General features: G+C 72.4%; 27 protein-coding genes. 13 read left to right on the top strand and 14 right to left on the bottom strand.

Annotated elements, in window-relative coordinates; genetic code table 11:
- Positions 1-201 precede the first annotated feature (201 nt).
- A complete protein-coding gene (locus ACRDTB_RS13750) occupies positions 202-693 on the top strand; it encodes a PH domain-containing protein (protein WP_431430582.1) in 492 nt (163 codons plus the stop codon).
- The gene (locus tag ACRDTB_RS13755) at positions 690-2,267 is read left to right on the top strand and encodes a PH domain-containing protein (RefSeq protein WP_431430583.1); all 1,578 of its coding nucleotides are present in this window, start codon (positions 690-692) and stop codon (positions 2,265-2,267) included. The genes ACRDTB_RS13750 and ACRDTB_RS13755 overlap by 4 nt, the downstream gene beginning before the upstream one ends.
- Here ACRDTB_RS13755 and ACRDTB_RS13760 read toward each other — a convergent pair.
- Positions 2,239-2,646, bottom strand: coding sequence for a RidA family protein (locus ACRDTB_RS13760; RefSeq protein WP_431430585.1), 408 nt, complete (start codon positions 2,644-2,646; stop codon positions 2,239-2,241). The two genes, ACRDTB_RS13755 and ACRDTB_RS13760, sit on opposite strands and share 29 nt — an antisense overlap.
- Positions 2,647-2,848: 202 nt before the next feature.
- Between ACRDTB_RS13760 and ACRDTB_RS13765 the strand changes: the two genes are divergently transcribed.
- Entirely contained in the window at positions 2,849-3,763 is a 915-nt protein-coding gene (locus ACRDTB_RS13765; protein ID WP_431430587.1) for a LysR family transcriptional regulator, read from the top strand.
- Here the strand turns inward: ACRDTB_RS13765 and ACRDTB_RS13770 are convergent.
- On the bottom strand, positions 3,750-4,139 hold the full coding sequence (locus ACRDTB_RS13770) for a GNAT family N-acetyltransferase (protein WP_431430640.1): 390 nt from the start codon (positions 4,137-4,139) through the stop codon (positions 3,750-3,752). The genes ACRDTB_RS13765 and ACRDTB_RS13770 overlap by 14 nt on opposite strands.
- A 121-nt stretch (positions 4,140-4,260) precedes the next feature.
- Here ACRDTB_RS13770 and ACRDTB_RS13775 point away from each other — a divergent pair, with 121 nt between their 5' ends.
- On the top strand, positions 4,261-4,845 hold the full coding sequence (locus tag ACRDTB_RS13775; RefSeq protein ID WP_431430588.1) for a TIGR03086 family metal-binding protein: 585 nt from the start codon (positions 4,261-4,263) through the stop codon (positions 4,843-4,845).
- A gap of 13 nt (positions 4,846-4,858) precedes the next feature.
- Here the strand turns inward: ACRDTB_RS13775 and nhaA are convergent, their stop codons facing one another.
- Together nhaA and ACRDTB_RS13785 are read right to left on the bottom strand one after the other, a co-directional pair.
- The gene (gene nhaA / locus ACRDTB_RS13780) at positions 4,859-6,139 is read right to left on the bottom strand and encodes a Na+/H+ antiporter NhaA (protein WP_431430590.1); all 1,281 of its coding nucleotides are present in this window, start codon (positions 6,137-6,139) and stop codon (positions 4,859-4,861) included.
- A 244-nt stretch (positions 6,140-6,383) separates the two neighbouring features.
- Positions 6,384-7,184, bottom strand: coding sequence for an rRNA adenine N(6)-methyltransferase family protein (locus ACRDTB_RS13785; RefSeq protein WP_431430591.1), 801 nt, complete (start codon positions 7,182-7,184; stop codon positions 6,384-6,386).
- 189 nt (positions 7,185-7,373) lie between these two features.
- Here ACRDTB_RS13785 and ACRDTB_RS13790 point away from each other — a divergent pair, with 189 nt between their 5' ends.
- The 4 genes from ACRDTB_RS13790 (at position 7,374) to ACRDTB_RS13805 (ending at position 12,617) form a co-directional block, all read left to right on the top strand.
- The gene (locus ACRDTB_RS13790) at positions 7,374-8,453 is read left to right on the top strand and encodes an NAD(P)/FAD-dependent oxidoreductase (RefSeq protein ID WP_431430593.1); all 1,080 of its coding nucleotides are present in this window, start codon (positions 7,374-7,376) and stop codon (positions 8,451-8,453) included.
- 28 nt (positions 8,454-8,481) lie between these two features.
- On the top strand, positions 8,482-9,870 hold the full coding sequence (locus ACRDTB_RS13795) for an FAD-binding oxidoreductase (RefSeq protein WP_431430595.1): 1,389 nt from the start codon (positions 8,482-8,484) through the stop codon (positions 9,868-9,870).
- Positions 9,871-10,063: 193 nt separating this feature from the next.
- Positions 10,064-11,623 (top strand): acetolactate synthase large subunit, encoded by a 1,560-nt coding sequence (locus ACRDTB_RS13800; RefSeq protein ID WP_431430597.1) that lies wholly within the window; start codon positions 10,064-10,066, stop codon positions 11,621-11,623.
- A 100-nt stretch (positions 11,624-11,723) separates the two neighbouring features.
- Positions 11,724-12,617: an oxygenase MpaB family protein gene (locus ACRDTB_RS13805; RefSeq protein ID WP_431430598.1), complete on the top strand. Its 894-nt coding sequence runs from the start codon at positions 11,724-11,726 to the stop codon at positions 12,615-12,617.
- Here ACRDTB_RS13805 and ACRDTB_RS13810 read toward each other — a convergent pair.
- Complete coding sequence (locus tag ACRDTB_RS13810; RefSeq protein ID WP_431430599.1) at positions 12,614-12,949, bottom strand: histone-like nucleoid-structuring protein Lsr2; 336 nt, start codon at positions 12,947-12,949, stop codon at positions 12,614-12,616. The two genes, ACRDTB_RS13805 and ACRDTB_RS13810, sit on opposite strands and share 4 nt — an antisense overlap.
- 130 nt (positions 12,950-13,079) lie before the next feature.
- On the opposite strand from ACRDTB_RS13810, the gene crcB reads away from it, so the two are divergent.
- Both crcB and ACRDTB_RS13820 read left to right on the top strand, forming a co-directional pair.
- Positions 13,080-13,472 (top strand): fluoride efflux transporter CrcB, encoded by a 393-nt coding sequence (crcB, locus tag ACRDTB_RS13815; protein ID WP_431430600.1) that lies wholly within the window; start codon positions 13,080-13,082, stop codon positions 13,470-13,472.
- A 111-nt stretch (positions 13,473-13,583) separates the two neighbouring features.
- A complete protein-coding gene (locus tag ACRDTB_RS13820; protein WP_431430601.1) occupies positions 13,584-13,838 on the top strand; it encodes a fluoride efflux transporter FluC in 255 nt (84 codons plus the stop codon).
- Positions 13,839-13,848: 10 nt separating this feature from the next.
- Here ACRDTB_RS13820 and ACRDTB_RS13825 read toward each other — a convergent pair whose 3' ends face one another.
- Complete coding sequence (locus ACRDTB_RS13825; protein WP_431430602.1) at positions 13,849-15,138, bottom strand: hypothetical protein; 1,290 nt, start codon at positions 15,136-15,138, stop codon at positions 13,849-13,851.
- Positions 15,139-15,352: 214 nt separating this feature from the next.
- Here ACRDTB_RS13825 and ACRDTB_RS13830 point away from each other — a divergent pair, with 214 nt between their 5' ends.
- Both ACRDTB_RS13830 and ACRDTB_RS13835 read left to right on the top strand, forming a co-directional pair.
- The gene (locus tag ACRDTB_RS13830; protein WP_431430603.1) at positions 15,353-15,844 is read left to right on the top strand and encodes a DUF3145 domain-containing protein; all 492 of its coding nucleotides are present in this window, start codon (positions 15,353-15,355) and stop codon (positions 15,842-15,844) included.
- 23 nt (positions 15,845-15,867) lie between these two features.
- On the top strand, positions 15,868-16,452 hold the full coding sequence (locus ACRDTB_RS13835) for a hypothetical protein (RefSeq protein ID WP_431430604.1): 585 nt from the start codon (positions 15,868-15,870) through the stop codon (positions 16,450-16,452).
- A 35-nt stretch (positions 16,453-16,487) separates the two neighbouring features.
- Here ACRDTB_RS13835 and ACRDTB_RS13840 read toward each other — a convergent pair whose 3' ends face one another.
- From ACRDTB_RS13840 to ACRDTB_RS13860, 5 genes are all read right to left on the bottom strand, one after another.
- Positions 16,488-17,735, bottom strand: coding sequence for a beta-ketoacyl-[acyl-carrier-protein] synthase family protein (locus ACRDTB_RS13840; protein WP_431430605.1), 1,248 nt, complete (start codon positions 17,733-17,735; stop codon positions 16,488-16,490).
- Between the two features lie 32 nt (positions 17,736-17,767).
- The gene (locus ACRDTB_RS13845) at positions 17,768-18,022 is read right to left on the bottom strand and encodes an acyl carrier protein (RefSeq protein ID WP_431430606.1); all 255 of its coding nucleotides are present in this window, start codon (positions 18,020-18,022) and stop codon (positions 17,768-17,770) included.
- Between the two features lie 53 nt (positions 18,023-18,075).
- The gene (locus ACRDTB_RS13850) at positions 18,076-19,050 is read right to left on the bottom strand and encodes a beta-ketoacyl-ACP synthase III (protein WP_431430607.1); all 975 of its coding nucleotides are present in this window, start codon (positions 19,048-19,050) and stop codon (positions 18,076-18,078) included.
- Positions 19,047-19,949, bottom strand: a complete 903-nt coding sequence (locus tag ACRDTB_RS13855) for an ACP S-malonyltransferase (RefSeq protein WP_431430608.1) — start codon at positions 19,947-19,949, stop codon at positions 19,047-19,049. The genes ACRDTB_RS13850 and ACRDTB_RS13855 overlap by 4 nt, the downstream gene beginning before the upstream one ends.
- A 178-nt stretch (positions 19,950-20,127) precedes the next feature.
- Positions 20,128-21,303: a PucR family transcriptional regulator gene (locus ACRDTB_RS13860; protein WP_431430609.1), complete on the bottom strand. Its 1,176-nt coding sequence runs from the start codon at positions 21,301-21,303 to the stop codon at positions 20,128-20,130.
- Positions 21,304-21,380: 77 nt separating this feature from the next.
- Between ACRDTB_RS13860 and ACRDTB_RS13865 the strand changes: the two genes are divergently transcribed.
- On the top strand, positions 21,381-21,506 hold the full coding sequence (locus ACRDTB_RS13865) for a hypothetical protein (RefSeq protein WP_431430611.1): 126 nt from the start codon (positions 21,381-21,383) through the stop codon (positions 21,504-21,506).
- Positions 21,507-21,795: 289 nt separating this feature from the next.
- On the opposite strand, the gene ACRDTB_RS13870 is transcribed toward ACRDTB_RS13865, so the two are convergent.
- Genes ACRDTB_RS13870 through ACRDTB_RS13880 form a run of 3 tightly spaced genes read right to left on the bottom strand, consistent with a single transcriptional unit; the run spans position 21,796 to position 23,401 of the window.
- The gene (locus ACRDTB_RS13870) at positions 21,796-22,758 is read right to left on the bottom strand and encodes an NAD(P)-dependent alcohol dehydrogenase (protein ID WP_431430613.1); all 963 of its coding nucleotides are present in this window, start codon (positions 22,756-22,758) and stop codon (positions 21,796-21,798) included.
- A complete protein-coding gene (locus ACRDTB_RS13875) occupies positions 22,755-22,982 on the bottom strand; it encodes a helix-turn-helix transcriptional regulator (protein ID WP_431430614.1) in 228 nt (75 codons plus the stop codon). Before ACRDTB_RS13875 ends, ACRDTB_RS13870 begins: the two co-directional genes overlap by 4 nt.
- The gene (locus ACRDTB_RS13880) at positions 22,976-23,401 is read right to left on the bottom strand and encodes a hypothetical protein (protein ID WP_431430615.1); all 426 of its coding nucleotides are present in this window, start codon (positions 23,399-23,401) and stop codon (positions 22,976-22,978) included. The genes ACRDTB_RS13875 and ACRDTB_RS13880 overlap by 7 nt, the downstream gene beginning before the upstream one ends.
- Positions 23,402-23,507 lie beyond the last annotated feature (106 nt).

Raw genomic sequence — 23,507 nt, forward strand, 5'->3', positions numbered from 1 at the left:
GGGTCGGCGCCCGCCGTGCCGCCGGGCACGACCACCAGCGCGGCCAGAACGAGTAGGACAATCGTGAGCGCACGCTTCATGGGACGGCAAGATAGCCGAGCGGCGTCAACCAGGGAATGACGAGAGGGATCGTTCTCCGGGCCGACGCCGGTGCACTCCGGGACGCCTACCGTTCCGGACGAGGAAAGGGGGAGGAGAACTGTGGACGAGATACGGCTGCGGCCGCCCCGGAACCGGGTCGAGCGGCGCGCGGTGAGCTACTGGCTGACCAACGAGCTGCTGTCCACGTTGGTCCCGGCGGTGATCCTGGCCGTGCTGGCGGTGCTCCTCACGCCGGCCCGGCCGTGGCTGCTGCTCGCGATGGGCGTCGTCCTGGCGATCGGCGTGCCGTACGGCGTCGTCGTGCCGTTCTGGCGCTACCAGGTGCACCGCTGGGAGGTCACCGAGGACGCGGTCTACACGCGCGCCGGCTGGCTGTGGCAGGAGTGGCGGATCGCGCCGATGTCGCGGATCCAGACCGTGGACACCGCGCGCGGGCCGCTGGAGCAGCTGTTCCGGCTGTCGAGCGTCACGGTCACCACTGCGTCGGCGGCGGGGCCGCTCAAGATCCAGGGGCTGGACCACGAGCTGGCCGCCGACCTGGTGGCGCGGCTGACCGAGACCGCGCAGGCCAACCGCGGGGACGCCACATGAACGCCGACCCCGCCGCCGGCCTGGGCGAGTGGCGGCGGCTGCACCGGCACACGGTCCTGGTCACCACGCTGACGCTCGCCGGGATCGGCGTGTCCATCGCCGCTCCGATCGTGCTGGGCATGCTGCGCAACGACCGCCCGGCCGGACCCGTCCTGGTGATCGCGATCGCCGGCGTGCTCGTGCTCACCGCGGTCGGGGCGCTGGTCGACCGGCTGCGCTGGCGGCACACCACCTACCGGGTCACCGACGAGCGCGTCGAGCTGCGCTACGCGTGGGTGCTGCACAAGCTGCGCTCGATCCCGCGCGAGCGGGTGCGCACGGTGGACCTGACCGCGAACCCGCTGCTGCGCGCGTTCGGGCTGGCGAAGGTCAAGATCGGCACCGGTCAGCAGGTCACCGGCCAGCAGGGTCACCTCACGCTGGACCCGGTCGGCCGCGCGCACGCCGAGGAGCTGCGCCGGCTGCTGCTCGACCGACCCGCGCCGCCCGGCCCGGCCACCACGCCGGCCACGCCCCCCGGACCGTCCGCCACACCATCCGCCACACGGCCCACAGCGCCCGCCGCGGCGGGCCGACCGCTCGCCGAGCTCGACTGGGCATGGCTGCGGTACGCGCCGATCTCGGTGACCACGCCGCTGCTCGGCGCGGCGGCGTTCGGGGCGGTGATGCAGGTGTCGGAATGGTTCGACCTGCAGGGCGCGGTGTTCCGGACGGTCCGCGACATGTTCGGTGGGCTGCCCCTGGTCGGGCTCATCGCGGTGCTCGTCGCGGCCGGGCTGGTGGTCGGCTTCGTCGGGTCGCTCCTGCTGTTCGTGGAGATGTGGTGGCGCTACCGGCTGACCCGGGAGCACGGCGCGCTGCGGGTGCACCGCGGCCTGCTCACCACCCGCTCGCTGTCGCTGGAGCAGCGGCGGCTGCGCGGGGTCGACGTGTTCGAGGCGCTCGCCTGGCGGGTGCTCGGCGCCGCCCGGGTCGACGTGGTCGCGACCGGGTTGCGGGTGCGCTCGAACCGGGAGCGCTCGGACCCGAAGACGCTGCTGCCGGCCGCCCCGCTCGCGATCGCCCACCGGGTCGCGGCCGACGTGCTCGGCGCGTCCGCGTTGTCCGATGTGGACATCAGGCCGCACCCGCGGGCGGCGCGGACCCGGCGGCTCGTCTGGGCCCTGCTGGGTGTGTTCCTCGTGGTCGCGGTGCTGGCCGTGCTCGGGCTGCTGCTCACGGTGGTACTGCTGCACATGGCGTGGATCGCCGCGGTCGTGCTGACGCCGCCGGCGATCGCGCTCGCCCTCGACGACTACCGCAACCTCGGCCACGGCCTGTCCGGCGACTACGTGGTGACCCGCTACGGCGCGGGCAGCCGGCACACGGTCGCCCTGCTGCGCGGCGGCGTCATCGGGTGGACGGTGCGCAGCTCGCCGTTCCAGCGCCGGGCCGGCCTGGTCACGATCGCCGCGACGACCGCGGCGAACACCGGTCAGTACCTCGTGCGCGACGTCGGCGAGAGCGAGGGGCTGCGGCTCGCGGCCGAGGCCGTGCCGGGGCTGCTCACGCCGTTCCTGCAACCACGGCGGTGATGTCGACCTCGAGCAGCAGGCCGGGCCGGAACAGCCGCGACACCTCGACCGTGGTGCTCGTCGGCAGCGGGTCGCGAAGGTAGCGGCGGCGGGCCTCGCCGTACTCGGCCCGCCGGTCCATGTCCGCGAGGTAGGTGCGGATGTTGACGACGTGGGCGAACGTGGCGCCGCGATCGGCGAGCAGCGCGGCGATGGCGTCGAACACGAACGCGGTCTGCACGCTCATGTCGTCCTCGCCGACCACGTGGCCGTCCCCGTCGATCGCGACCTGGCCGGCGAGGAGCAGCAGCCGCGTCGATCCGAGGTCGATGTCGGCGAGGTTGGAATAGGGACCGGCCGGTGGTGGCGCGGTGGGCGGGTTGTGGAACGTCGTGGTCATGGTTGTCCTACCGCCTCCCCGGAATTAACCCTTGTGGTCGCGTTGGGAGACGAAAGCCTCTGTCTGGTCACGTACTTGTGGCTGGTTTGCGTCACGTTCCCCTGAGGTGCGGTTGGGAGCGATGCGATCGTGGGCATGGCGCCGACGCTAAGCAACTCCGTGACATGCGACAAGTGAATGTTCCGCATGGTAGGTATGAGAGATGGACATCGCCGGACTGACCGCCTTCCGTGAGGTCGCCGTGCACGGGTCGATCACCGCGGCCGCGAAGTCGTTGCGGTACACGCAGTCCGCGGTGTCGCGGCAGGTCGCGGCGCTGGAGGAGTCGCTGGCGGTGCCGCTGTTCGACCGTGGCTCGCGCGGGGTGCGCCTCACCGACGAGGGTCGTCTGCTGCTCGACCACGCGCATGCGGTGCTCGACCGGCTGGAGACCGCGCGGCGCGACCTGGCCACGCTGCGCGAGCTGGACGGCGGCCGGCTGCGGATCGGCGCGTTCGCCACGGCGGAGGCGGTCCTGGTGCCGCGGGCGATGGCGGCGTTCCGGGCGGCTCACCCGCACGTGGAGCTGTCCCTTTCGGACGGTGTGACCGCGGCGCAGGTCGCGCGCCTGCGGGCGGGCGAGCTGGACGTCGCGGTCCTGAACCTCCACTCGGGACGGTCGACGGACGTGGCCGGCCTGGCGCTGCGCCACCTGCTCGACGATCCGATCCTGGTGGCGCTGCCGCGGGCGCACCGCCTGGCGGGCCGGCGGACGCTGCGGCTGACCGAGCTGGCGGAGGAGGACTGGATCGCGGGCTCGACGGCGCTGGAGGACACGCTGATCGCCGCGTGCCTGCGGTCGGGCTTGGTACCGCACGTGCGGTACGTCGTGCCGGAGTGGACGGCGAAGCAGGGGCTGGTCGCGGCCGGGCTGGGCGTCACGCTGGTGCCGGGGTTGGGCGCGGGCGTGGCCCGGCCGGACGTGGTGGTGAAGCGGTTGCGTGCCGAGCCCACCCGCGGCATCTACGCGGCGACGGTCGAGCGGGTGTCGGGACCCCCGGCGGTGCCGGCGTTCCTCGCGCACCTCACGGAGAGCGCGGCGGCGTGCCGGCGCGAGCTGGCGGCTATGACCCGCTGACCGACTCGCCGGCCGACTCGTCGTTCCGCGTGTGCTTGCCGGGTCGTTCGAGGTAGGTGGTGTCGGGCTCGGTGAACCCGAACCGGTGGTAGAGCCCGTGCGCGTCGGCGGTGTGCAGCATCCACCGGAAGTCGGCGCCGGGCCCGTCCTCGATCATGGCCTGGACGAGCGACTTGCCCAGCCCGTGCCCGCGTGCCCGCTCGACGACGAACACGTCGGCGAGGTACGCGAGTGCCACGCCGTCCGACACCGCGCGGGCGAACCCGACCATCGCGCCCGCGCGGTCGTACGCCCCGACCACCCGCCACGCGCCGGCGAGCTGGCGTTCGACCTGGGCGCGGTCGCGCCAGCGGCCCCAGTAGGCCTGGGTGGACATGAACCGCCAGACCACGTCGACGTCGATGCGGTCCGGGTCGTCGTCGAGCTCGAAGTCCACACCGCCGATCGTGTCGCGTTCGTCCTGGCCGCGCCACCGGCGCGGGCGTAGCGTTCGGCACATGGAACTCCACGAGATGATGGCGAAGGCGGCCACGTCGGTGGTGGCGGTGGCCCGCAACGTGAAGCCCGACCAGCTCACGGATCCGACGCCGTGTCCCGGGTGGGACGTGCGTGCGCTGGTGAACCACCTGACGTTCTGGTCGGCGTTCCGCTCGGAGCTGGCCGCGCGCAAGCAGACCGCGCCGGCCGACGACCCGGTCACCGAGCAGACCGACTTCACGACGCGGCGCGACTGGCCGCAGACGCTGGAGCGCCAGCTGGACAGGGCGGTGGCCGCCTGGGCCGAGCCGGGTGCGACCGAGGGCGACACCGGCCTGGCCGGCGGTTCGATGCCCGCTCGCGTGATCGCGATGATGATGGTGGGCGAACCGGTGGTCCACGGCTGGGACCTGGCGAGGGCGACCGGTCAGCCGCTCGAGACCGACGCGGCCGTCCTGTGGACGGTTCACGAGATGGCTACCGAGATCGGCGAGATGGGCAGGCGGATGGGCGCGTTCGGCCCGGAGGTGGCGGTCCCCGAGTCGGCCCCCCTGCTGGACCGGGTGCTGGGGCTGAGCGGCCGCGATCCACAGTGGACACCGTGAGGCGCGGCGTCCGTCACCCGTGATCGGGAGAGGTCGCCGGACGTGGTGCTCCGGTTCGGTCGTGCGTGGCTCGGCGGCACTGGTTGTTGCGGACGGCGAGAATGGCGGTCGCGAGGAACGTGGCGGTGAGTGAGCCGAGGAGGACGCCGACCTTGGCGTGTTCGAGGGTGTCGGGCTGGTCGGTGTAGGACAGTTCGCTGATCAGCAACGAGACGGTGAACCCGATGCCGGCGAGCTGGGACATGCCGACGATGTCGATCCAGCGGAGGCTGGGGTCCAGCGGTGTTCCGGTGAGTCGGGTGGCGAGCCAGGCGCCGGCCACGATCCCGACGAGTTTGCCCACCACGAGCCCCGCGATGACCCCGAGCGTGACGGGGTCGTGCGAGTCGGCGCCCACGCCACCGATGGCGACTCCGGTCGAGAGGAGCGCGAAGATCGGCAGGGCGGCACCCATGGCCCACGGACGTAGCCGGTGTTCGGCACGGTGGCTGGGGTCGAGACGTTCGCCGGGCTTGGTGCGAGTGCGCATGAGCAACCCCATCGCGACCCCGGCGATTGTCGCGTGGATGCCCGCGGCGTGGACACAGGCCCAGCTGACGACCACGAGCGGGGCGTAGATCAGAACATTCGGGAGGCGGGCCCGGTCGACGCGGGCCGCGAAGCCACACCCGCGTTGCAGCCAGCCGAACACCACGAGCAGGACCACGGCGGCGGCGAGCGGTGCCGGGCTGATGCCGTCGGTGTAGAACACGGCGGTCACCACGATGGCGATCAGGTCGTCGACCACGGCGAGTGTCAACAGCGTCGTGCGCAGTGCCGTGGGCAGGTGCCGGCCGATCAGGGCGAGCACGGCCACGGCGAAGGCGGCGTCGGTGGCCATGGGAACGCCCCAGCCACGGGAGCCGCCATCGGTACCGAGTGTGATGAGGACGAACAGTCCCGCGGGTACGAGAGCGCCGGTGACCGCTGCGACCATCGGCACCAGGGCGTGCCGGGGGTCGCGAAACGTTCCGTGCACGAACTCCTGTTTGAGCTCGTTGCCGACGATGAAGAAGAACAGTGCGAGCAGTCCGTCGGCGGCCCAGACGTGTAGCGGCAGGTCCAGGTGCGCCCACCTGAGCCCGATGGTGATCTCCCGGAGATGCTCGTAGGCGGGCGCCCACGGTGAGTTGGCCCAGGCGAGCGCGACCACCACTGCGGCGGTGAGAAGAATGCCGCTCAGGGTGTCCTGGCGCAGGGACGCGGCGAGACGTGTCCGCAGGCGCGCGGGAGTAAGTGGTGTTGTCGAGCCCATGTGTGGCTACCTCGTCGTGGGGTGGGAGCGGAATGCGCAGCGAACCCACCGGCCCCGGGTGCACGGTGGCGGTGGTTCGACGAGGTCAGGCTCCGGGTGGGCAGCCCGCGATCTGGCCGTGAGCGCACGTTCCCCACGAGCTCAGCCACCCGTTGGTGCCGGGGTGGCGGTCAGCATCGCAAGGCAGCGCAGGCATCGACACCGATTTTAGCCAGGCGGCAGCCCGACGACACCGTGGACGAGCTCACCCGCGCAGTCCGCGCGGCAGCCGGGGCACGGCGATCCCCCGGTCCACGGCCACGACCGACGCGACCCGTGCCCACACTCCGACCTGGACCGAGGCGGCCGGTCCGGAGGGGTCCGCTCCCGCCTCCCGCAACATCCGCAGCGCGGGCCGGTACGCCGCGAACTCGCCGAGCACCCGCCGGGCCGGCACGGACGGCTGCCGGTACACCGAACCGAGCAGGGCCCACAACACGGCCGAACCACGACCGTCCAAACCGGACCTTCGGCGTACCGACAGGTGGGCCGCGTCGACCGACGGCGCCGGCGTGAAGCACCAGGACGGGATCCGCCGCACGAGTCTCAGGTCGAACCGCGCCGCCCACCACGCCGACTCCAGGTCGCGCGGCCGGGACGCGGTCAGCCGACGCGCCAGGCCCCACTCGACCACCAGGTCCGCGTGCGCCAGCCGGCCCGACACCGGGCTCAGCAGCCGGCGCAGCAACGGCGTCGACACCGCGAACGGGATGCTCGACACGACCGCGAAGTCCCGGCACGGCAGGCGGACCCAGCGCAGGTCCGACCGAACAACCCGGACGGAGGGGCGAGCGGCGAACCGGCGCCGCAGCACGCGGACGAACGCGTCGTCACGCTCGACCGCCAGCACGGCGGCACCGGTCGCGGCCAGTGGGGCGGTGAGCGCGCCCGGGCCGGCGCCGAAGTCGATCACCAGGTCGCCGGGGCCGACGCCCGAGTGCTTGATCAGCGACCGGATCACGCGCGGGCAGGACAGCAGATGAACACCGGACGGTGTCGAAGGCATGGGAGGACTGCTCCAAGCACGAAGGAACGAGGTGCGTGGAGACAGCGACGGCCGACCGGAAGGGTCAGCGCGTAACGCAGGGCTGTAGCAGGATCAGGCCGCCGCTGTCAGCGACGGCGCAGCCTTATCGACGCGACTCCCATACCAACCACGGTAGGACGTACCGGCAACCGAATTAAGCTCACAGGCATGGTGGACGTCCTCGTGGTCGGCGGCGGCATCGCCGGAGTCTCGATCGCCTACGAGCTCGCCGCGCGGGCGGGGGTCCTGCTCGCCGAGGCCGAACCGGCTCTCGCCACGCACACCACGGGCCGGTCCGCCGCCGTCTACGCGCCCAGCTACGGCGGTCCGGTCATCCGCGCGCTCACCGCCGCGAGCGAACGCCGCTACCGCGACCTCGAGACCGAGCTCGACACCCCGCCGCTGCTCACGCCCCGCCCGGTCCTCTGGCTCGGTGCCGACGACGCGGGCGCGGCGCACCTCGATGCCCTGCCCGCCCCGCGGATCACCCCGGCGCAGGCCCGCGAGCTGTGCCCGTTCCTGCGCGAGGTCAAGGCCGCCGCGCGCGACGACAGCGCCAGCGACATCGACGTCATGGCCCTGCACGACGGCTACCGCCGCGGCCTGCGTGCCCGTGGCGGCACCGTCCGCACCGCGAGCCCGGTCACCGAGATCACCCGGGACGGCTCCGGCTGGCAGGCGCGGGTCGGCGACCAGGAGGTCCACGCCGGCCTCGTGGTGAACGCCGCCGGGGCCTGGGCCGACGAGCTCGCCGCCCGGGCCGGGGTGCCCGCGATCGGTCTGCGGCCGATGCGCCGCACCGCCGCCGTCGCGTCCGGCGCGGTGCCCGTCGACCCGACCTGGCCGCTGGTGTGCGACGCCGCCGACCGGTACTACTTCCGCCCCGAGGGACGGCGTCTGCTGGTCTCCCCGTCCGACGAGACACCCAGCGAGCCCTGTGACGCCAAGCCGGAGGAGGTCGACGTCGCGCTCGCCCTGGCGCGGATCAACGAGGTCACCACGCTCGGGCTGCGCCGGGTGCACACGGCGTGGGCCGGGCTGCGCTCGTTCGTCGCCGACCGGGCTCCGGTCGTCGGTGCGTGGCCGGGTCACCCGGGGTTCGCGTTCTTCGCGGGGCAGGGCGGCTACGGCATCCAGATGGCCCCGGCGCTCGCCGCGTACGGCGCCGCGGTCGTGCTCGGGAAACCGGTGCCCGGCGACGTGAACGTACCCGCGCGGGACGTGTTGCCGGGAAGGTCGGCGAACTAAGGTGTTCGGCGGAGACGGAAGGAGTGCAATGGCGGACATCGCGGGGAGGCTCGGCGAGATCGTCGGCGCCGAGCACGTGCTCTCCGGCGACGCGATCGGCGAGGACTACACGCACGACGAGACCCTGACCGTGACGCCGACCCGGCCCGCCCACGTCGTACGACCGGGCAGTGCGGACGAGGTCGCCGCCCTCCTCACGCTCGCCGCCGAGACCGGCACGCCGGTCACCGCGCGCGGCAGCGGCACGGGCCTCTCCGGCTCGGCAACCCCGCGCGCGGACGGCATCCTCGTGTCGTTCGAGCGGATGAACCAGATCCTCGAGATCGACACCGAGAACCACGTGGCCGTCGTGCAACCGGGGGTCACGCTCGCCGAGCTCGAGGAGCGCACCCTGGCCGACGGGCTGTTCTACCCGGTCTACCCGGGCGAGCTGTCGGCCAGCCTCGGCGGGAACGTGGGCACCAACGCGGGCGGCATGCGCGCGGTCAAGTACGGCGTCACCCGCCACCACGTCCTCGGCCTGCAGGCGGTGCTGCCCACCGGGGAGGTCATCCGCACCGGCGGCAAGTTCGTCAAGGCCAGCACCGGCTACGACCTCACCCAGCTGATCGTCGGCTCGGAGGGCACGCTCGCGCTCGTCACCGAGGCGACGCTCAAGCTCCAGCCGCGGCAGGCGCACCAGGCCACGATTCTCGCGCCCTTCCCCGACCTCGCCACGGTCGCGCGGGCGGTGCCGAAGATCGTCGGCAGCGGCATCGGCCCGCTCATCCTCGAGTACATCGACGCGCTCACGATGGGCGCGATCACCTACAGCGCCGAGCTGGCGCTGGGGATCCCGGACCAGATCCGCGACACCTCGCAGGCCTACCTCGTGGTGATGCTGGAGAACAACGGCTCCGAACGGCTCGACGAGGACGTCGAGGCGGCCGGCACGCTGCTCGGCGAGCTCGGTGCGCTGGACGTCTACGTGCTGCCCGGACCCGCGGCCCGCAAGCTGATCGAGGCGCGGGAGAAGGCGTTCTTCACCGCGCGGACCGCCGGCGCCGACGACATCATCGACACCGTGCTGCCGCGTGCCGCGCTGCCCGAGTTCTTCGCGAAGGTCCTCGAGATCGCGCAGGGCCACCAGACGCTGGTGGTCGGCTGCGGGCACGCCGGCGACGGGAACGTGCACCTCGCGGTGTTCCAGAAGGACCCCGAGGTACGGCACAAGGTGCTGCACGAGCTGTTCGCCACCGGCATGGCGCTGGGCGGTGCGATCTCCGGCGAGCACGGCATCGGCCACGAGAAGAAGCGGCACTTCCTGGAGTTGGAGGACCCGAACAAGGTCGAACTGATGCGCCGCATCAAGCACGCGTTCGACCCCAAGGGTGTCCTCAACCCCGGCGTACTGTTCGACGAGGAAGGACAACCGTGACACCCCATGAGCCGAGCGGTTCCCAACCGCACCCAAGCGGCTCCCAACCGCACCCAAGCGGCTCCCAACCGCACCCAAGCGGCTCCCAACCGCACCCAAGGGGAACGGGACGCAACCCAGCCACAAGTACGCACCAAACCGGACGGCACGCGCCCAAGGTGACCAAAGGTTTGAATCCCGGGGAGGCGGAACAGTGAGCATTAACGGCGCCCAGGCTCTGCTGCGGACCCTCGTTGGCGGCGGCGTCGACGTCTGCTTCGCCAACCCCGGCACGTCCGAGATGCACTTCGTCGCCGCGCTCGACTCGGTGCCCGAGATGCGCGCGGTGCTGAGCCTGTTCGAGGGGACGGTGACCGGCGCGGCCGACGGCTATGGCCGGATGGCCGGCCGGCCCGCGGCCACGCTGCTGCACCTCGGCCCGGGCATGGCCAATGGCCTCGCGAACCTGCACAACGCCCGCCGCGCGCACACCCCGCTCGTCAACGTGATCGGCGATCATGCCCGCTACCACAAGGGGTTCGACGCGCCGCTCGAGTCCGACATCGACGCGCTCACCGGCTGGCTGCAGGGCTGGAGCCGCACGTCCAAGACCCCCGCGGAGGTCGGCGCGGACGGGGCCGCCGCGGTCGCCGCCGCGCAGTCATCGCCCGGTCGGGTCGCGAACCTCGTACTGCCGGCCGACGTGTCCTGGTCGGACGGTGGCGTGGTCGGCGAGCAGGAGCCGGTGTCGCCCGCGGTGCCGGTCGACGACGACCGGGTCGCCGAGATCGCCCGGGTCGTGCGGTCCGGCGAGCCGACCGTGCTGCTGCTCGGCCACGGCACCACGCTGGAGCGCGGGCTGCTCGCGGCCAGCCGGGTCGCCGCGGCCACCGGGGCGAAGCTCTTCGCCGAGACGTTCCCCGCGCGCATCGAGCGCGGCGCCGGGCTGCCCAACGTCGAGCGGCTCGGCTACCTCGCCGAGCAGGTCCAGTGGCAGCTCTCCGAGACCAAGCACCTGGTGCTCGTCGGCGCCAAGTCCCCGGTGTCGTTCTTCGCCTACCCGGGCAAAGCCAGCGAGCTCGTGCCGGAAGGCTGTCACGTGCACGTGCTGTCGGTCCTCGGCGAGGACGGCACGGGCGCGCTCGAGCACCTCGCCGACGAGGTCGCCGCGGACCAGGATCCGGTGCTGCAGGAGGCGGTCCGGCCCGGCATGCCCAGCGGCCCGCTCACCCCGCAGAACTGGACCGAGGTGATCGGCGCGCTGCTGCCCGAGGCGGCGATCGTGTCCGACGAGGCCAACACGTCCGGCCTGATGATCCCGATGACCACCGCCGGCGCCCCGCGCCACGACGTGCTCACGCTCACCGGCGGCGCGATCGGCCAGGGCCTGCCGGTCGCGACCGGCGCCGCGATCGCCTGCCCGGACCGGCCGGTCGTCTGCCTGCAGGCCGACGGCAGCGCGATGTACACGGTCTCGTCGCTGTGGACGATGGCGCGCGAGGGCCTCGACGTGACCACGGTCGTGCTGAACAACCGCGCCTACGCGATCCTGCGGATGGAGCTGTCCCGGGTGGGCGCGCAGGGCGCCGGGCCGAAGGCGAACCAGCTGCTCGACCTGTCCGGCCCGGACCTGGACTTCGTCGCGCTCTCGCGGGGCATGGGAGTGCCGGCGACCCGCGCGACGACGGCCGAGGAGCTCGCCGACCAGTTCGCGAAGGCGCTCGCCGAGCCCGGTCCGCACGTCATCGAGGCCATGGTGCCTCCGCTGGTCTGACCCCCGCCTGGAAGGACGCCTTCCGGACACTGGATGCCCGGAAGGACGCATTCCGGGCATTGGCGGCGGCCCCTCGTGGGTTCGAGGTTCAATGGAGCCCATGACCCGTGAGCTTGGGAAGGCGCCCGCCGAGCCGGACCCGGGACTGTTCGGGCCCGACTCGGTGAGCTGGCAGCTCCATGCCCAGCCCGCGATGTGGCTCGCCGGGATCCGCAGCCTCTACCTGCAGGCGTTGCACCCGCGCGCGGTCGCCGGCGTCATGCAGAACTCCGACTTCCGGACCGACCCCCTCGGCCGCCTGGTCCGCACGGCGAACTTCGTCGGCGCCACCACCTACTGCACGCGCGCGGAGATCACCGAACGCGCGGCCCGCGTGCGGCAGGTGCACCGCGAGCTGCGCGCGGTCGACCCGCAGACGGGGGAGCGGTTCCGGATCGACGAGCCGGAGCTGCTGCGGTGGGTGCACTGCGCGGAGGTCTCCTCGTTCCTGTCCGTCGTGCGCCGCGCGGGCTTCCCGCTCACCGCGGCGCACGCCGACCGCTACCTCGACGAGCAGCGCGTGTCGGCGTCGCTGGTGGGGCTGGATCCGGCCGAGGTGCCCGGCTCGGTGGCGGAGATGTCGGCCTACCTCGCCGCGATGCGCCCGTCGCTGCGGCGGACCGAGGACGCCGACGAGATCTACCGGTTCCTGCACCGGCCGCCGGCACGAGGCGCGCTGTCGCTGGGCGTGCGGGTGTACGAGCCGGTCATCGGGCACCTGGCGTACTCGCTGCTGCCACGCTGGGCGGTCACGCTCTACGGCCGGGGCGCCTATCCGGGGCTGGTCACCACGGCCGCGCTGCGCGGCGTGTCGGTCGGCGTGCGGACGTTCCTGCGCAACACGGCACGGGTCATGCGGGAGCCGCGACTGGGCCGGCTCGAACCGCACCCGGTGTGGGCCGTGCGCCGGATGGGCCGCTGGGCGACCCCGTCCGCGGCCCGATTACCGCACTAGGAGTGCGCCTCCTGGAAGCGCATGACCAGCGCCTGGGGCACGCGGCCGCGGTCGGCGACGGTCTCGCCCTGGCTGCGGGCCCACTCGCGGACGGCCTGCGTGTCCGGCTTCCCGTTCGACCCGTTGCTCGCGGCGGCCTTGCCACGCGACTTGCGGCCGCCGGTGCGGCGGGCGTGCGCGACGAACTCCGCGAACGTGTCGCGAAGGTGAGCGGCGTTCGCGGCGGAGAGGTCGATCGCGAACTCGACCCCGTCGAGGGCGAAGGCCACCGTTTCGTCGGCCGTCCCCCCGTCGAGGTCGTCGACCAGCTCCAGAATGGTCTTCTGCGCCACAAGATCCTCCGCGTGCGATGTGAGACGAGCGCACCGAGGATAACGGCCACCGGGTCGGCGGGCGGTCAGGGTGTGCGGCGTGGCGGATGCCGTCCACGTCACACCGCCGCCTTCCCGACAGACTGTGCCCGTGACCCGATGGATCCTCGCCGCGGTGGCGGTGGGCGGCGCGCTCGGTGCACTGGCCCGCTACGGGCTGATGCTCGCGTGGCCCACCGAGCCGGGTGCCTTCCCGTGGCGGACGTTCGCGATCAACGTGGTCGGCTGCTTCGCGATCGGCGCGCTCATGGTCCTGGTCACCGAGGTCCGCCCGGCGCACCCGCTGGTCCGCCCGATTCTCGGCACCGGCGTGCTCGGCGGCTTCACGACGTTCTCCACCTACGCGGAGGAGGTCCGCGCCCTGCTTGGTCCTGAGTGGACCGTCGCGGTGGCCTACCTCGCCGGTACCGTGCCGGCCGCCCTCGTGGCGACGGTCACGGGTACCTGGCTGGCCCGGCTCGTCGCCCTGGGACGTCGACCGTGAACGCCCTGCTCGTCGTCCTGGGGGCGGCCGTCGGCGCGCCGCTGCGGTACCTGGTGGACCAGCTGGTCCACCGCCCGCCACGGTGGCCCGTTCCCGTGGGGCACGCTGATCGTGAACGTGGCCGGCTCGGCGCTGCTGGGGGCCCTGGCCGGCGCCGGGACCGCGCTGCCGCAGCCGCTCGCGGTGCTGCTGGGCACCGGCTTCTGCGGCGCCCTGACCACGTACAGCACGTTCGGCTACGAGGTCGTGCGCCTCGCCGAGGACCGGGCGTACCTGCTGGCGGCGGCGAACGTGGTGGTCAGCGTGGTGGCCGGGGTGGGCGTGGCGGTCGGCGCGCACGCGCTCGTCGCGTGGCTGTCGGCTTAGGGCTCGAGGCTCAGGGCGCGCTGAGGTTCAGTGCGGTGTTCGCCAGCTCCACGAGGTGCTCGTCGTCCGGTGTGGACGGGGTGCCGATCCACACCGCCCGCACGAGTTTGAGGCTGTTGCCCTCGCGGCCGCTCGCGTACGCCGCCGACTCGAAGGTCGGCTCGTCCTCGCCCGGCCAGGGCTTGCCCTCGGCGGACGGGTCGACGATCGCGCCACTGCCCGGCTTGTCGGCCAGCTGGTTCAGCTCGGTGGCCGACGCGCTCTGCTGGAAGCGCAGCACGGACACGAGGATCGCCGCCGTCTTGCCCTCCGCTGCGGATTCGAAGCGCATCCGGACGAGCTCGCCGCAGCGGTTCTGCTGCAGGTACACCTGCACGTCGCCGTAGGCGTGGGCCGCGCAGTCGGCGTCGGTGGTCGTGCCCCTCGGGACGAACGAGACCCCGCCGACCTCCACCGCGGCGCTGGTCCGCGACCGGCTGGCCGGCGTCGGAGAGTCGTCGCCGTCACCGGCCGACGCGACCGCGTACACGATCCCGGTCAGCAGCAGCAGCGCCACCAGCACCGCGGCACTCACCGGCAGCCAGCGCAGCCCCGAGCCGCCCCCGCGGCGCGCGGCGGACCGGGTCGGTCGCGGCGCGCGCGGCGGGGCGATCCGCGGGATCACCATCGTGCTGGCCTGGGAGAGGTCGGGCTTGACAGTGTCGGTGAACCCCTCGGCCTCGAGGTCGAGCGCCGCGATCGTCGTGTTGTCCGGTTCGAGCGCGGTGAGGATCTCGTGGGCCTGCGCCACCGTGCACGGCCGCGGGTGGGTGGCGAGCTCGCGGGCCGCGGTGAGCAGCGTCATCGGCTCCGGGTGCAGCACGCGCACGCCACGCAGCAGGTCCGACGTCGGCTGCTCGACCTTGGAGACGTACGGCCCGACCGCGATCACCGTGCCGACCGGCAGCGGCTCGACCCGGGCCTGCTCCAGGTGCCGGGTGATCTTGGCGACGACCTCGGTGACGTCCGCGGCCGGGTTGACCACGCCGTCGGGCCGGACCAGCGGCCAGCCGTCGGTCTTCCACTGTCCGGACAGCGGCGCCTCCAGGCGGACCGCCGGGTCGGGCAGGTCCACGCCGACGATCACGAGAACTCCGCGCGGCAGCAGCACGATCGCGTCCACCGGCTGCTCGCCGCCCGCCCGGGAGCCGAGCAGTGCCACGCCCCCGAGGACGGCGTCGCCGCTGCCCCAGGAGGCGAGCGCGGCACGGACGTCGGCACCGACCTCAGAGGACCCTCCATCCAGCCGGATCAGCCGCACCGCACACCTCCCCGACGCCCAGTACCCGAACCAGACCACCGTATCCGCCCACCCCGCCCGGCGCGCCACGGCCGGGTGATTTCGGGCCGGTATGGCGGGAACGTGTGTGCGCAAGGCACAATGGGCGCCAACAGCAACAGAGGGAGTGCGGGCTGCCCGCCGCGGCGAGGACGTAGGGGAAGACGGTTCCTCGTCGATCAAGCGGAGGTCAGCAGTGAGCACTCGTGGCGTGGTGTACGTCCACTCGTCGCCGTCTGCGGTATGTCCGCACGTCGAGTGGGCGATTTCGGGCACCCTGGGGGTTCGGGCGAACCTCCAGTGGACCGCGCAGCCCGCGGCCCAGGGTCAGCTCCGGGCCGAGTGCGGCTGGACCGGAGACGCCGGCACCGCGGCCAAGCTGGTCACGGCGTTGAAGGCGTGGCCGATGGTGCGCTTCGAGGTCACCGAGGAACCGAGCGAGGGCGTGGACGGCGAGCGGTTCTGCTTCGTGCCCACGCTGGGCCTGTGGCGCGCCCGTACCTCCGCGAACGGCGACATCGTGGTCGGCGAGGACCAGCTGCGTGCGATGGCGTCGGCGAGCCGGGCGGGCGAGGCGTTCGCGCACAAGATCGACGAGCTGCTGGGCGCGTCGTGGGACGACGCGCTCGAGCCGTACCGGCGGGCCGGTGACGGGGCTCCGGTTACCTGGTTGCACCGCGTGGGCTGACCCCGTTGTGGCACCCTCTAGGCGTGCCGCCCGACCGTCCCCGCCAGCTGTGGCTGCTGCCGGTACTGCTGATCACCGTGATCGCCACCGCGGTGGGGGGACTGCTGGCGCGGACGTGGTACGAGGATCCCGGTCCGACCACGCCCGCCGCCGTGATCCCGTCCTCCACGACAGTCCCGAGCAGCGATCAGCCCGGTACGAGGGAGGTCCAGGGCACCCCGGACGCGAGCCAACACCCGCTGTACGAGACCGTGCGTGGCCTGCTGCAGCGCTACTTCGGCGCGATCAACGAGCGGGACTACGCGGCCTGGCAGCGCGCGGTGACCAGCGAGCGGGTGGAGCGCCAGCCGAGGGAAAGGTGGCTCAAGGACTACCGGACCACCAAGGACGGCAGCGCCGTCATCTACCGCATCGAGCTGGACGAGGACGACGACTCGGCCCGGGTACTGATGACGTTCACGAGCACCCAGGCGGAGGAGGACGCACCCGCGGAGCTGCCGGCGGACTGCATCAACTGGAACGTGGTGTTCGCGCTGGTCCTTGAGGACGACTGGAAGCTGGACGCGTCCCCGGCGGGCGCCTCGCCACAGCACGAGCGCTGCCCCTGACGCGGGCTTGGGCCAGCGGTGGGTCAGGCGGTGGTTCAGGCGGTCGTGAAGGCCAGCGCCACGTTGTGCCCGCCGAAACCGAACGAGTCGTTCACCGCCGCGGTGAGCTCGAGCTTGCGGGGCTCGCCGGCGACGACGTCCAGCGTCACCTTCGGGTCCAGGTTCTCGAGGTTGCGGGTGGCCGGGATGATGCCGTGGTAGATCGACAGCAGCGTGATGATGCTCTCGACCGCCCCGGCGCCGCCGACCAGGTGGCCGAGTGCGCTCTTCGGCGCGGTCAGCACCACGTGGTCGCCGATCGCCTTGGCCACCGCCACGGCCTCCCCGATGTCGCCGACCACGGTGGACGTCGCGTGGGCGTTCACGTGCCCGACGTCGGCGGGCGACAGGTTGGCCGTGCGCAGGGCCTCGGTGATCGCGTTGATCTGGCCGATGCCCTCCGGGTGGTTGCCCGTGATGTGGTACGCGTCGGACGTGATGCCGGCGCCGGCCAGCTTCCCGTAGATCCGCGCGCCCCGAGCCCTGGCATGGTCCTCGCGCTCGAGCACGAGCACGCCCGCGCCCTCGCCGAGTACGAAGCCGTCCCGGTGCACGTCGAACGGCCGTGACGCGCCCTCCGGGTCGTCGTTGCGCAGGGACAACGTCCGGGACTGGGCGAATCCGGCGACGGTGATCGGCATGATGCAGGCATCCGCGCCGCCCGCGACGACCACGTCCGCCCGCCCGTTCCGGATCATCTGCCACCCGGTGGCCAGCCCCTCGGCGCCGGACGCGCACGCCGATGCCGGGGAGTGCACCCCGGCTCTGGCCATCAGCTCGATGCTGACGTGCGCGGCCGGGCCGTTGGGCATGAGCATCGGCACGGTCAGCGGCGAGACCTTGCGCAGGCCCTTGGTCTCCAGCAGGTCGTCCTGCTCGAGCAGGGTCCTCGGGCCGCCGATGCCGGTGCCGATGGCGACCCCGAGCCGGTCCGGGTCGACCGGCTGGCTCTCCTCGGTCGGCATCTCGTACCCCGCGTCCGCCCACGCCTGCCGGGCCGCGACGATCGCGATCTGCTCACAGCGGTCCAGCCTGCGCAGCTGCACGCGGGGCAGCACCTCCGACGGCTCGACGGCCAGCGGTGCCGAGAGCCGCGAGGGCAGGTCGTAGCGCTCGACCCACTCGGCGTCGTTGGTCCTGATGCCGTTGCGGCCCGCGATCAGCCCGTCCCAGGTGGACGGGACGTCGCCGCCAAGCGGCGTCGTCGCGCCCATGCCGGTGATGACCACATCGACCGTGCTCATTGCCCCCTCCGAGGTGGCTTTGGCGTGGTGACTCAGACGTTCTTGGAGACGTAGCCGACCGCGTCCCCGACGGTCTTCAGGTTCGCGAGCTCCGCGTCGGGGATCTTCACCTCGAAGCGGTCCTCTGCCTGCACGGCGATCTCGACCATGGACAGCGAATCGATGTCCAGGTCGTCCACAAAGGACTTGTCGGCGGTGACCTCGTCGGCCTCGACACCGGCGACCTCTTCGACGATCTCGGCGAGACCGGCGAGGATCTCCTCCTCGGTGGGCTTCTCGTTCGCCATGGACTCTTCTCCTTCTCGGTTGACCGGTCGGCAGGGCACCGCCGGAAGCTTGTTCACGGACAGATCACGACCTGGCCGGCGTAGGACAGCCCCGCGCCGAACCCGATCAGCAGTGCGACGTCGCCGGAGTGCACCCGGCCCTCCGCACGCATGTGGTCCATCGCCATCGGGATGGACGCCGAGGACGTGTTGCCGGACGTGACGATGTCGTCGGCGACGACCATGTCCTCCCGCGCGCCGTTCTTGCGCAGCCTCTTCGCGATGGCCTCGACGATCCGCAGGTTCGCCTGGTGCGGGATCAGGACGTCCACATCGGACGGTTGCACGCCGGCGAGCTCGAGCGCCCGCATCGCGATCGGGGCGATCTTCGTGGTCGCCCACCGGAAGACCGACTGGCCCTCCTGGAAGATGTACCGATCGTTGGGCATCGTGATCATCTCGACCAGGTCACCGGCGGTGCCCCACGCGACCGGGCCGATGCCCGGCTCGTCGCTCGGGCCGACCACCATGGCGCCCGCGGCGTCGGCGAAGATGATCGCGGTGGACCGGTCGACCGGGTCGACCACGTCGGTGAGCTTCTCCGACCCGATCACCAGCACCCGGCCCGCGGAGCCGGCGCGGACCATGTCCGACGCGGCGGCGAGCGCGTAGCAGAACCCGGCGCACGCGGCGTTGAGGTCGAACCCGCCCGCCCCCTTCACCCCGACCAGCTCGGCGACCTGCGCCGCGGCGTTGGGAATCGGCACGGTCGTGGTGCAGTTGGCCACCAGCACGGTGTCCACATCGGACGGAGTGAGCCCGGCGGCCGCGATCGCCTTGGCGCCCGCCTCGACGGCCATCGACACGACGGTGTCCTTCGGCCCGGCGACCCGGCGCTCGGTGATGCCGACCCGGTCGCGGATCCACTCGTCGTTGGTGTCCATGATCTTGGACAGGTCGTCGTTCGTGACCACCCGCTCGGGTTGGCTGCTGCCGATCCCGAGGATGCGGGTCGCGGCGGCGCCCTGTGACTGCCGAAGTCGGGTCATGTGGAAGCCTCTCCGGCGCCGGCCGCGTCATCGGCGAGGGCGGCGGCCACCTTGCCGAGGTCCTCGGGCTTCTTCAGGCCGGCGATCGTGACACCGGAGAGCTCGCGGCGGGCCAGCCCGCTCAGCGCCCCGGCCGGCGGCAGCTCGGCGACCGCGTGCACGCCACGCGCGGCCATCGTGGCCATGCAGAAGTCCCATCGCACCGGCAGCGTGACCTGCTCGACGAGCCGGCCGAGCATCTCGGTACCGCTCGTCACGACCTGGCCGTCGGCGTTGGAGAGCAGCGGGTGGGTGGGGTCGGCGACGGCGATGCCGGCGGCCTTGTCCCGCAGCGCCTCGCGGGCGGGCTCCATGTAGTGCGTGTGGAACGCGCCCGCGACCTTGAGCTTGATGACCTTCTTCACGTAGTCGGGCTTGCCGTCGACGATCTTGTCGATGGAGTCGAGCGCGCCCGCGGCGACGATCTGGCCCGCGCCGTTCATGTTGGCCGGCACCAGGTCGAACTCGTCCAGCCAAGCGACGACCTGCTCGGGCTCGCCGCCCATGACGGCGCCCATGCCGGTGGGCGCGAGCTCGCACGCGGCGGCCATCTCCCGGCCCCGCACGGCGGCCAGGACGACCGCGTCGTCGGCGCTGAGCACGCCGGCCATCGCGGCGGCGGCGAGCTCGCCCACGGAGTGCCCGGCCACCAGCACGTCGTCCGGCAGCTCGTGCCGCCGCTCCAGCTCCTCGAACGCGAGCAGGGCGAGCGCGACGACCAGCGGCTGCGTGATCGCGGTGTCCTTGATCGCGTCCGCGTCCGCGGTGGTGCCGAGCTCGAGCAGGTCGAGACCGGTCAGCTCGGACCAGCCGGCGACCCGTTCGCGGGTGCCGTCCAGTTCGAGCCACGGGGTGAACATGCCGGGGGTCTGGGAACCTTGGCCTGGGGCGAGTAACGCGAGCACGGTGTCCACTACACACGTTCCGTGCTCCCGGCGGCATGCCGACAGTCACGAAGTCGTGGCAGGCCTTTTGTGGGGAACCTCCAAAGGTTGCTGCCAGATGAACGATTAAGGAGCCGCTGCGTTGTCCGGTTGGTTACCACAAGCCACGTGACCTCGACAGCCTGCCGACCGCCAGCGCGATGCGCAGCACCAGGGCGTCGCGGGGGAGGTTCGCGTTGCGGCCGGTGAGGTCAGTGGCCTTGCGGAGGCGGTAGCGGACCGTGTTCGGGTGGACGAACAGCAGCCGAGCGCAGGTCTCCAGCACGCCACCGGCCTCGAGGTAGGTCTCGACGGTCTCGAGCAGCGCGCCGCCCGCCTCCTCGAGCGGCCGGGCGATCTGCTCGATGAGCTGCCACTCGGCCTCCGGGTCGCCGGCGAGCGCCCGCTCGGGCAGGAGATCCGTGGAGCGGACCGGGCGCGGGGCGTCCGGCCAGGCGACGACCGCGCGCAGGCCGGAGAGCGCGTCGGCGGAGCTGCGGTGCGCGTCGGCGATGTTCGGCATGGTCGGCCCGGCCACGACCGGCCCGGTGCCGAACGAGGTGGACATCTTGCGCAGCACGACCTCGTTCGCGGGCCCCTCGGTCTCCCCGGCGAGGACGACGACCAGGCGCGATCCCTGCACGCCGAGCAACACGGGCCGGTTGGCCCGGGCGGCGCGGCTGCGGACCTCGTAGAGGACCGTCGGCGGGTCGTCCGAGGGGGAGTTGCCGACGAGGACGGTGGCCGGCGCGTCCAGGTCCCAGCCGAGCGCGGCGGCCCGGGACAGCAGCGCCTCCTCGGCGTCCCCGCGGACGATCGCGTCCACGACGGAGGCCTCGAGCCGGGCGTCCCAGGCGCCGCGGGTCTCGGCGGCGGAGGCGTAGGACATGGCGGAGGTGAAGGCGACCTCGCGGCCGTAGCGCAGCACGGCCTCCGTGAGCACCTGCCGCTCGCCCTCGTCCGCGGCGAGGTCGGGAACCTCGCGCTCGATGACGTGCAGCGCGACGCGGACCAGTTCCACGGTCTGGCGCAGGCTGATCCAGCGGGACAGCTCGCGCGGGGCCTGCCGGAAGGCGTCGGTGGTGAGCCGGATGGCCTCGCGCTGGTCGCGCAGGTAGGCGGTGAACCCGGCGGCGCCGGTCTGCGCGATGAGCTGCACGCTCGCCCGCTGGTCGGCCGGCATCCGGCCGAACCAGGCGAACTGCTCGTCCATCGAGGCGAGGGCGAGCGAGGCGAGCTTGCCGGAGGCGCGGTCCAGTGCCGCCAGCGTGGACTCCGACACCTTGCCCATGCGTCGACTGTATGCCCGCCGGCTCGGGCCCGGTTCGGTTCTCCGGCCGGCGGCGGCCGAGTGCCCAGACCACTCCGATGGCTGGTCCGGGCACCAGCAGCCAGATCCACAGCGGATCGGGCTCGTGGTCGGTGGTGAGCCAGAGCAGCGCCCACACCGTGATGCCGACGCTGAGCACGCTCAACCAGGCCACCGTGACCTGACGCAACGCCGCCGGGTTGCGTTGCGGGGCACCGGTTCCGGCGGGACGTCCGCGTCCAGGTCGGGAAGATCCGCGGTGGCGCGGCCAGCTCCGCCCTGGTCTTGGCCTGCCAGACCGCCAGCAGCCGCTCGTCCAGTTCGCGGAGCTCCAGGCTTCCCGCGGAGTGGGCTCGCGCACCCGCCGCTGCGCCTCTTCGCGGTCGGTATCAGTGGCCCGGACCTTCTCCGGCGGTACCGACTCACCCATCGGCTCGTGGTCCCAGACTCGGGCGGCCGTGGGTACGAGTTCGATCAGGGGACGACCACGACCTTGCCGCGGGCGCGGCCCGCGTGCAGGTAGCGGATGGCTTCCGCGGCGGTGGCCAGCGGGAACGTGCGGTCGAGCACGGGCGTGACCGTCCCGGCCTCCATGAGCTCGCGGAGCACATCCAGGTCGCTCGCCGGCTCGGTGGCGAACATCCCGCGCAGGTTGTGCTTGACGAACGGCGAGAGCAGCAGGGCCCCGAGGTTGCGCTCCATGCCGCCGAGCCAGCGCCCGCCGTCCTCGCCGCCGACGAGGACGAGGGTTCCGGTCGGCGTGAGGGTCCGCCGCACGTCGGCCAGCGACCGGTTGCCGGCGATGTCGAGCACGAGGTCGTACCGCCCGGCGGGGATCTCCTCGCGGGTGTAGTCGATCACGTCGTCGGCGCCGAGCTCGCGTACGAGGTCGGCCTTGCCGGTACTGCACACGCCGGTCACGTGCGTCCCGAACACCTTGGCCAGCTGCACGGCGAAGGTCCCGATCCCACCGCCGGCGCCGATGACCAGCACGCGCTGCCCCTTCTCGACCTTGCCCCGGTCGCGCAACGCCTGCAACGCAGTGCACGCGGAGACGGGCACGGTCGCGGCCTGCTCGAAGGTGAGGTTGGCGGGCTTGCGCGCGGCGCGGTCCTCGCGGACCAGCGTGTACTCGGCGAACGTGCCGTCGCCGGCACCGAAGATCTCGTCGCCGGGCTCGAACCGCGTGACGCCCGCGCCGACCGCCTCGACGGTTCCCGCGACGTCCCGGCCGCGCACGCGTAGGCGGGGCCGGCGCATCCCGAGCGCGGGCCGCACGAGCAGCGGAAGGCCGGTCATGAGGTGCCAGACTCCGGGGTCCACGCCCGCCGCGTGCACGCGCACGAGCAGCCGGCCGGGGCCCGGCGGCGGTCTGTCGACGTCCGCGAAGCGCAGCACGTCCGCGTTTCCGTACGTGTCCTGGACGATTGCCTTCATGATGTCTCTCCTTCTGGGTACTGGAAAACCTCGTCGATCCGAACCTTGAACACCCGGGCGATCTGGAAGGCCATCTCGAGGGACGGCGAGTAGCGCCCCTGCTCGATGGCGATGACGGTCTGGCGCGTCACCCCGATGCGGCTCGCGAGCTCGGCCTGGGTCATCTCGTCGTGGGCGAAGCGCAGTGAGCGAATCGCGTTGGTGACTCTGGTCGGCTTCACCACGGGTGGAACCCCCGTCGGTAGGCGAAGATCTTCGCGATGGAGCCGAGGATGGCCGAGAGGACGAAGCAGAGGTACACGGTGTTGGCGATCCAGAAGTAGTCGAGCTCGAGCATCGCCATCGCCAGGGCGGCCACCCCACCGATGACGACGAACGACTGCCCGACGTACTCGCCGAACCGCCCGATCTCGCGGTCCCGTGCGTCGGTCTGCGGGGCGTCCCGGGAGAACGCCACGGCAAGGATCCCGAGCACGATCGCCGCCACGATCGCCCCGCCGATGGACCACAGCAGCGGGACCACGTAGGCGACGTCGCCGACCGGCCCGTCCCCGACCCGCCCGAGCACGACGGCGAGGTAGACCGCGTACGCCCCCACGGACGTCCCGAGCATGATCCACGCGCGCTTCTCTTCGAACGCCACGCCCACTCCAGATGTAAAGAATCTTTGACGTCCACCAATGTAAAGCTCGGCCAACACGGTGTCAAATATTCTTAACAAGCCCCGCCTTCCGAGCACGGAGCGTCGG

Origin of the sequence: Actinophytocola sp., assembly GCF_050699935.1 — a bacterium.
Taxonomy (GTDB): Bacteria; Actinomycetota; Actinomycetes; order Mycobacteriales; family Pseudonocardiaceae; genus Actinophytocola.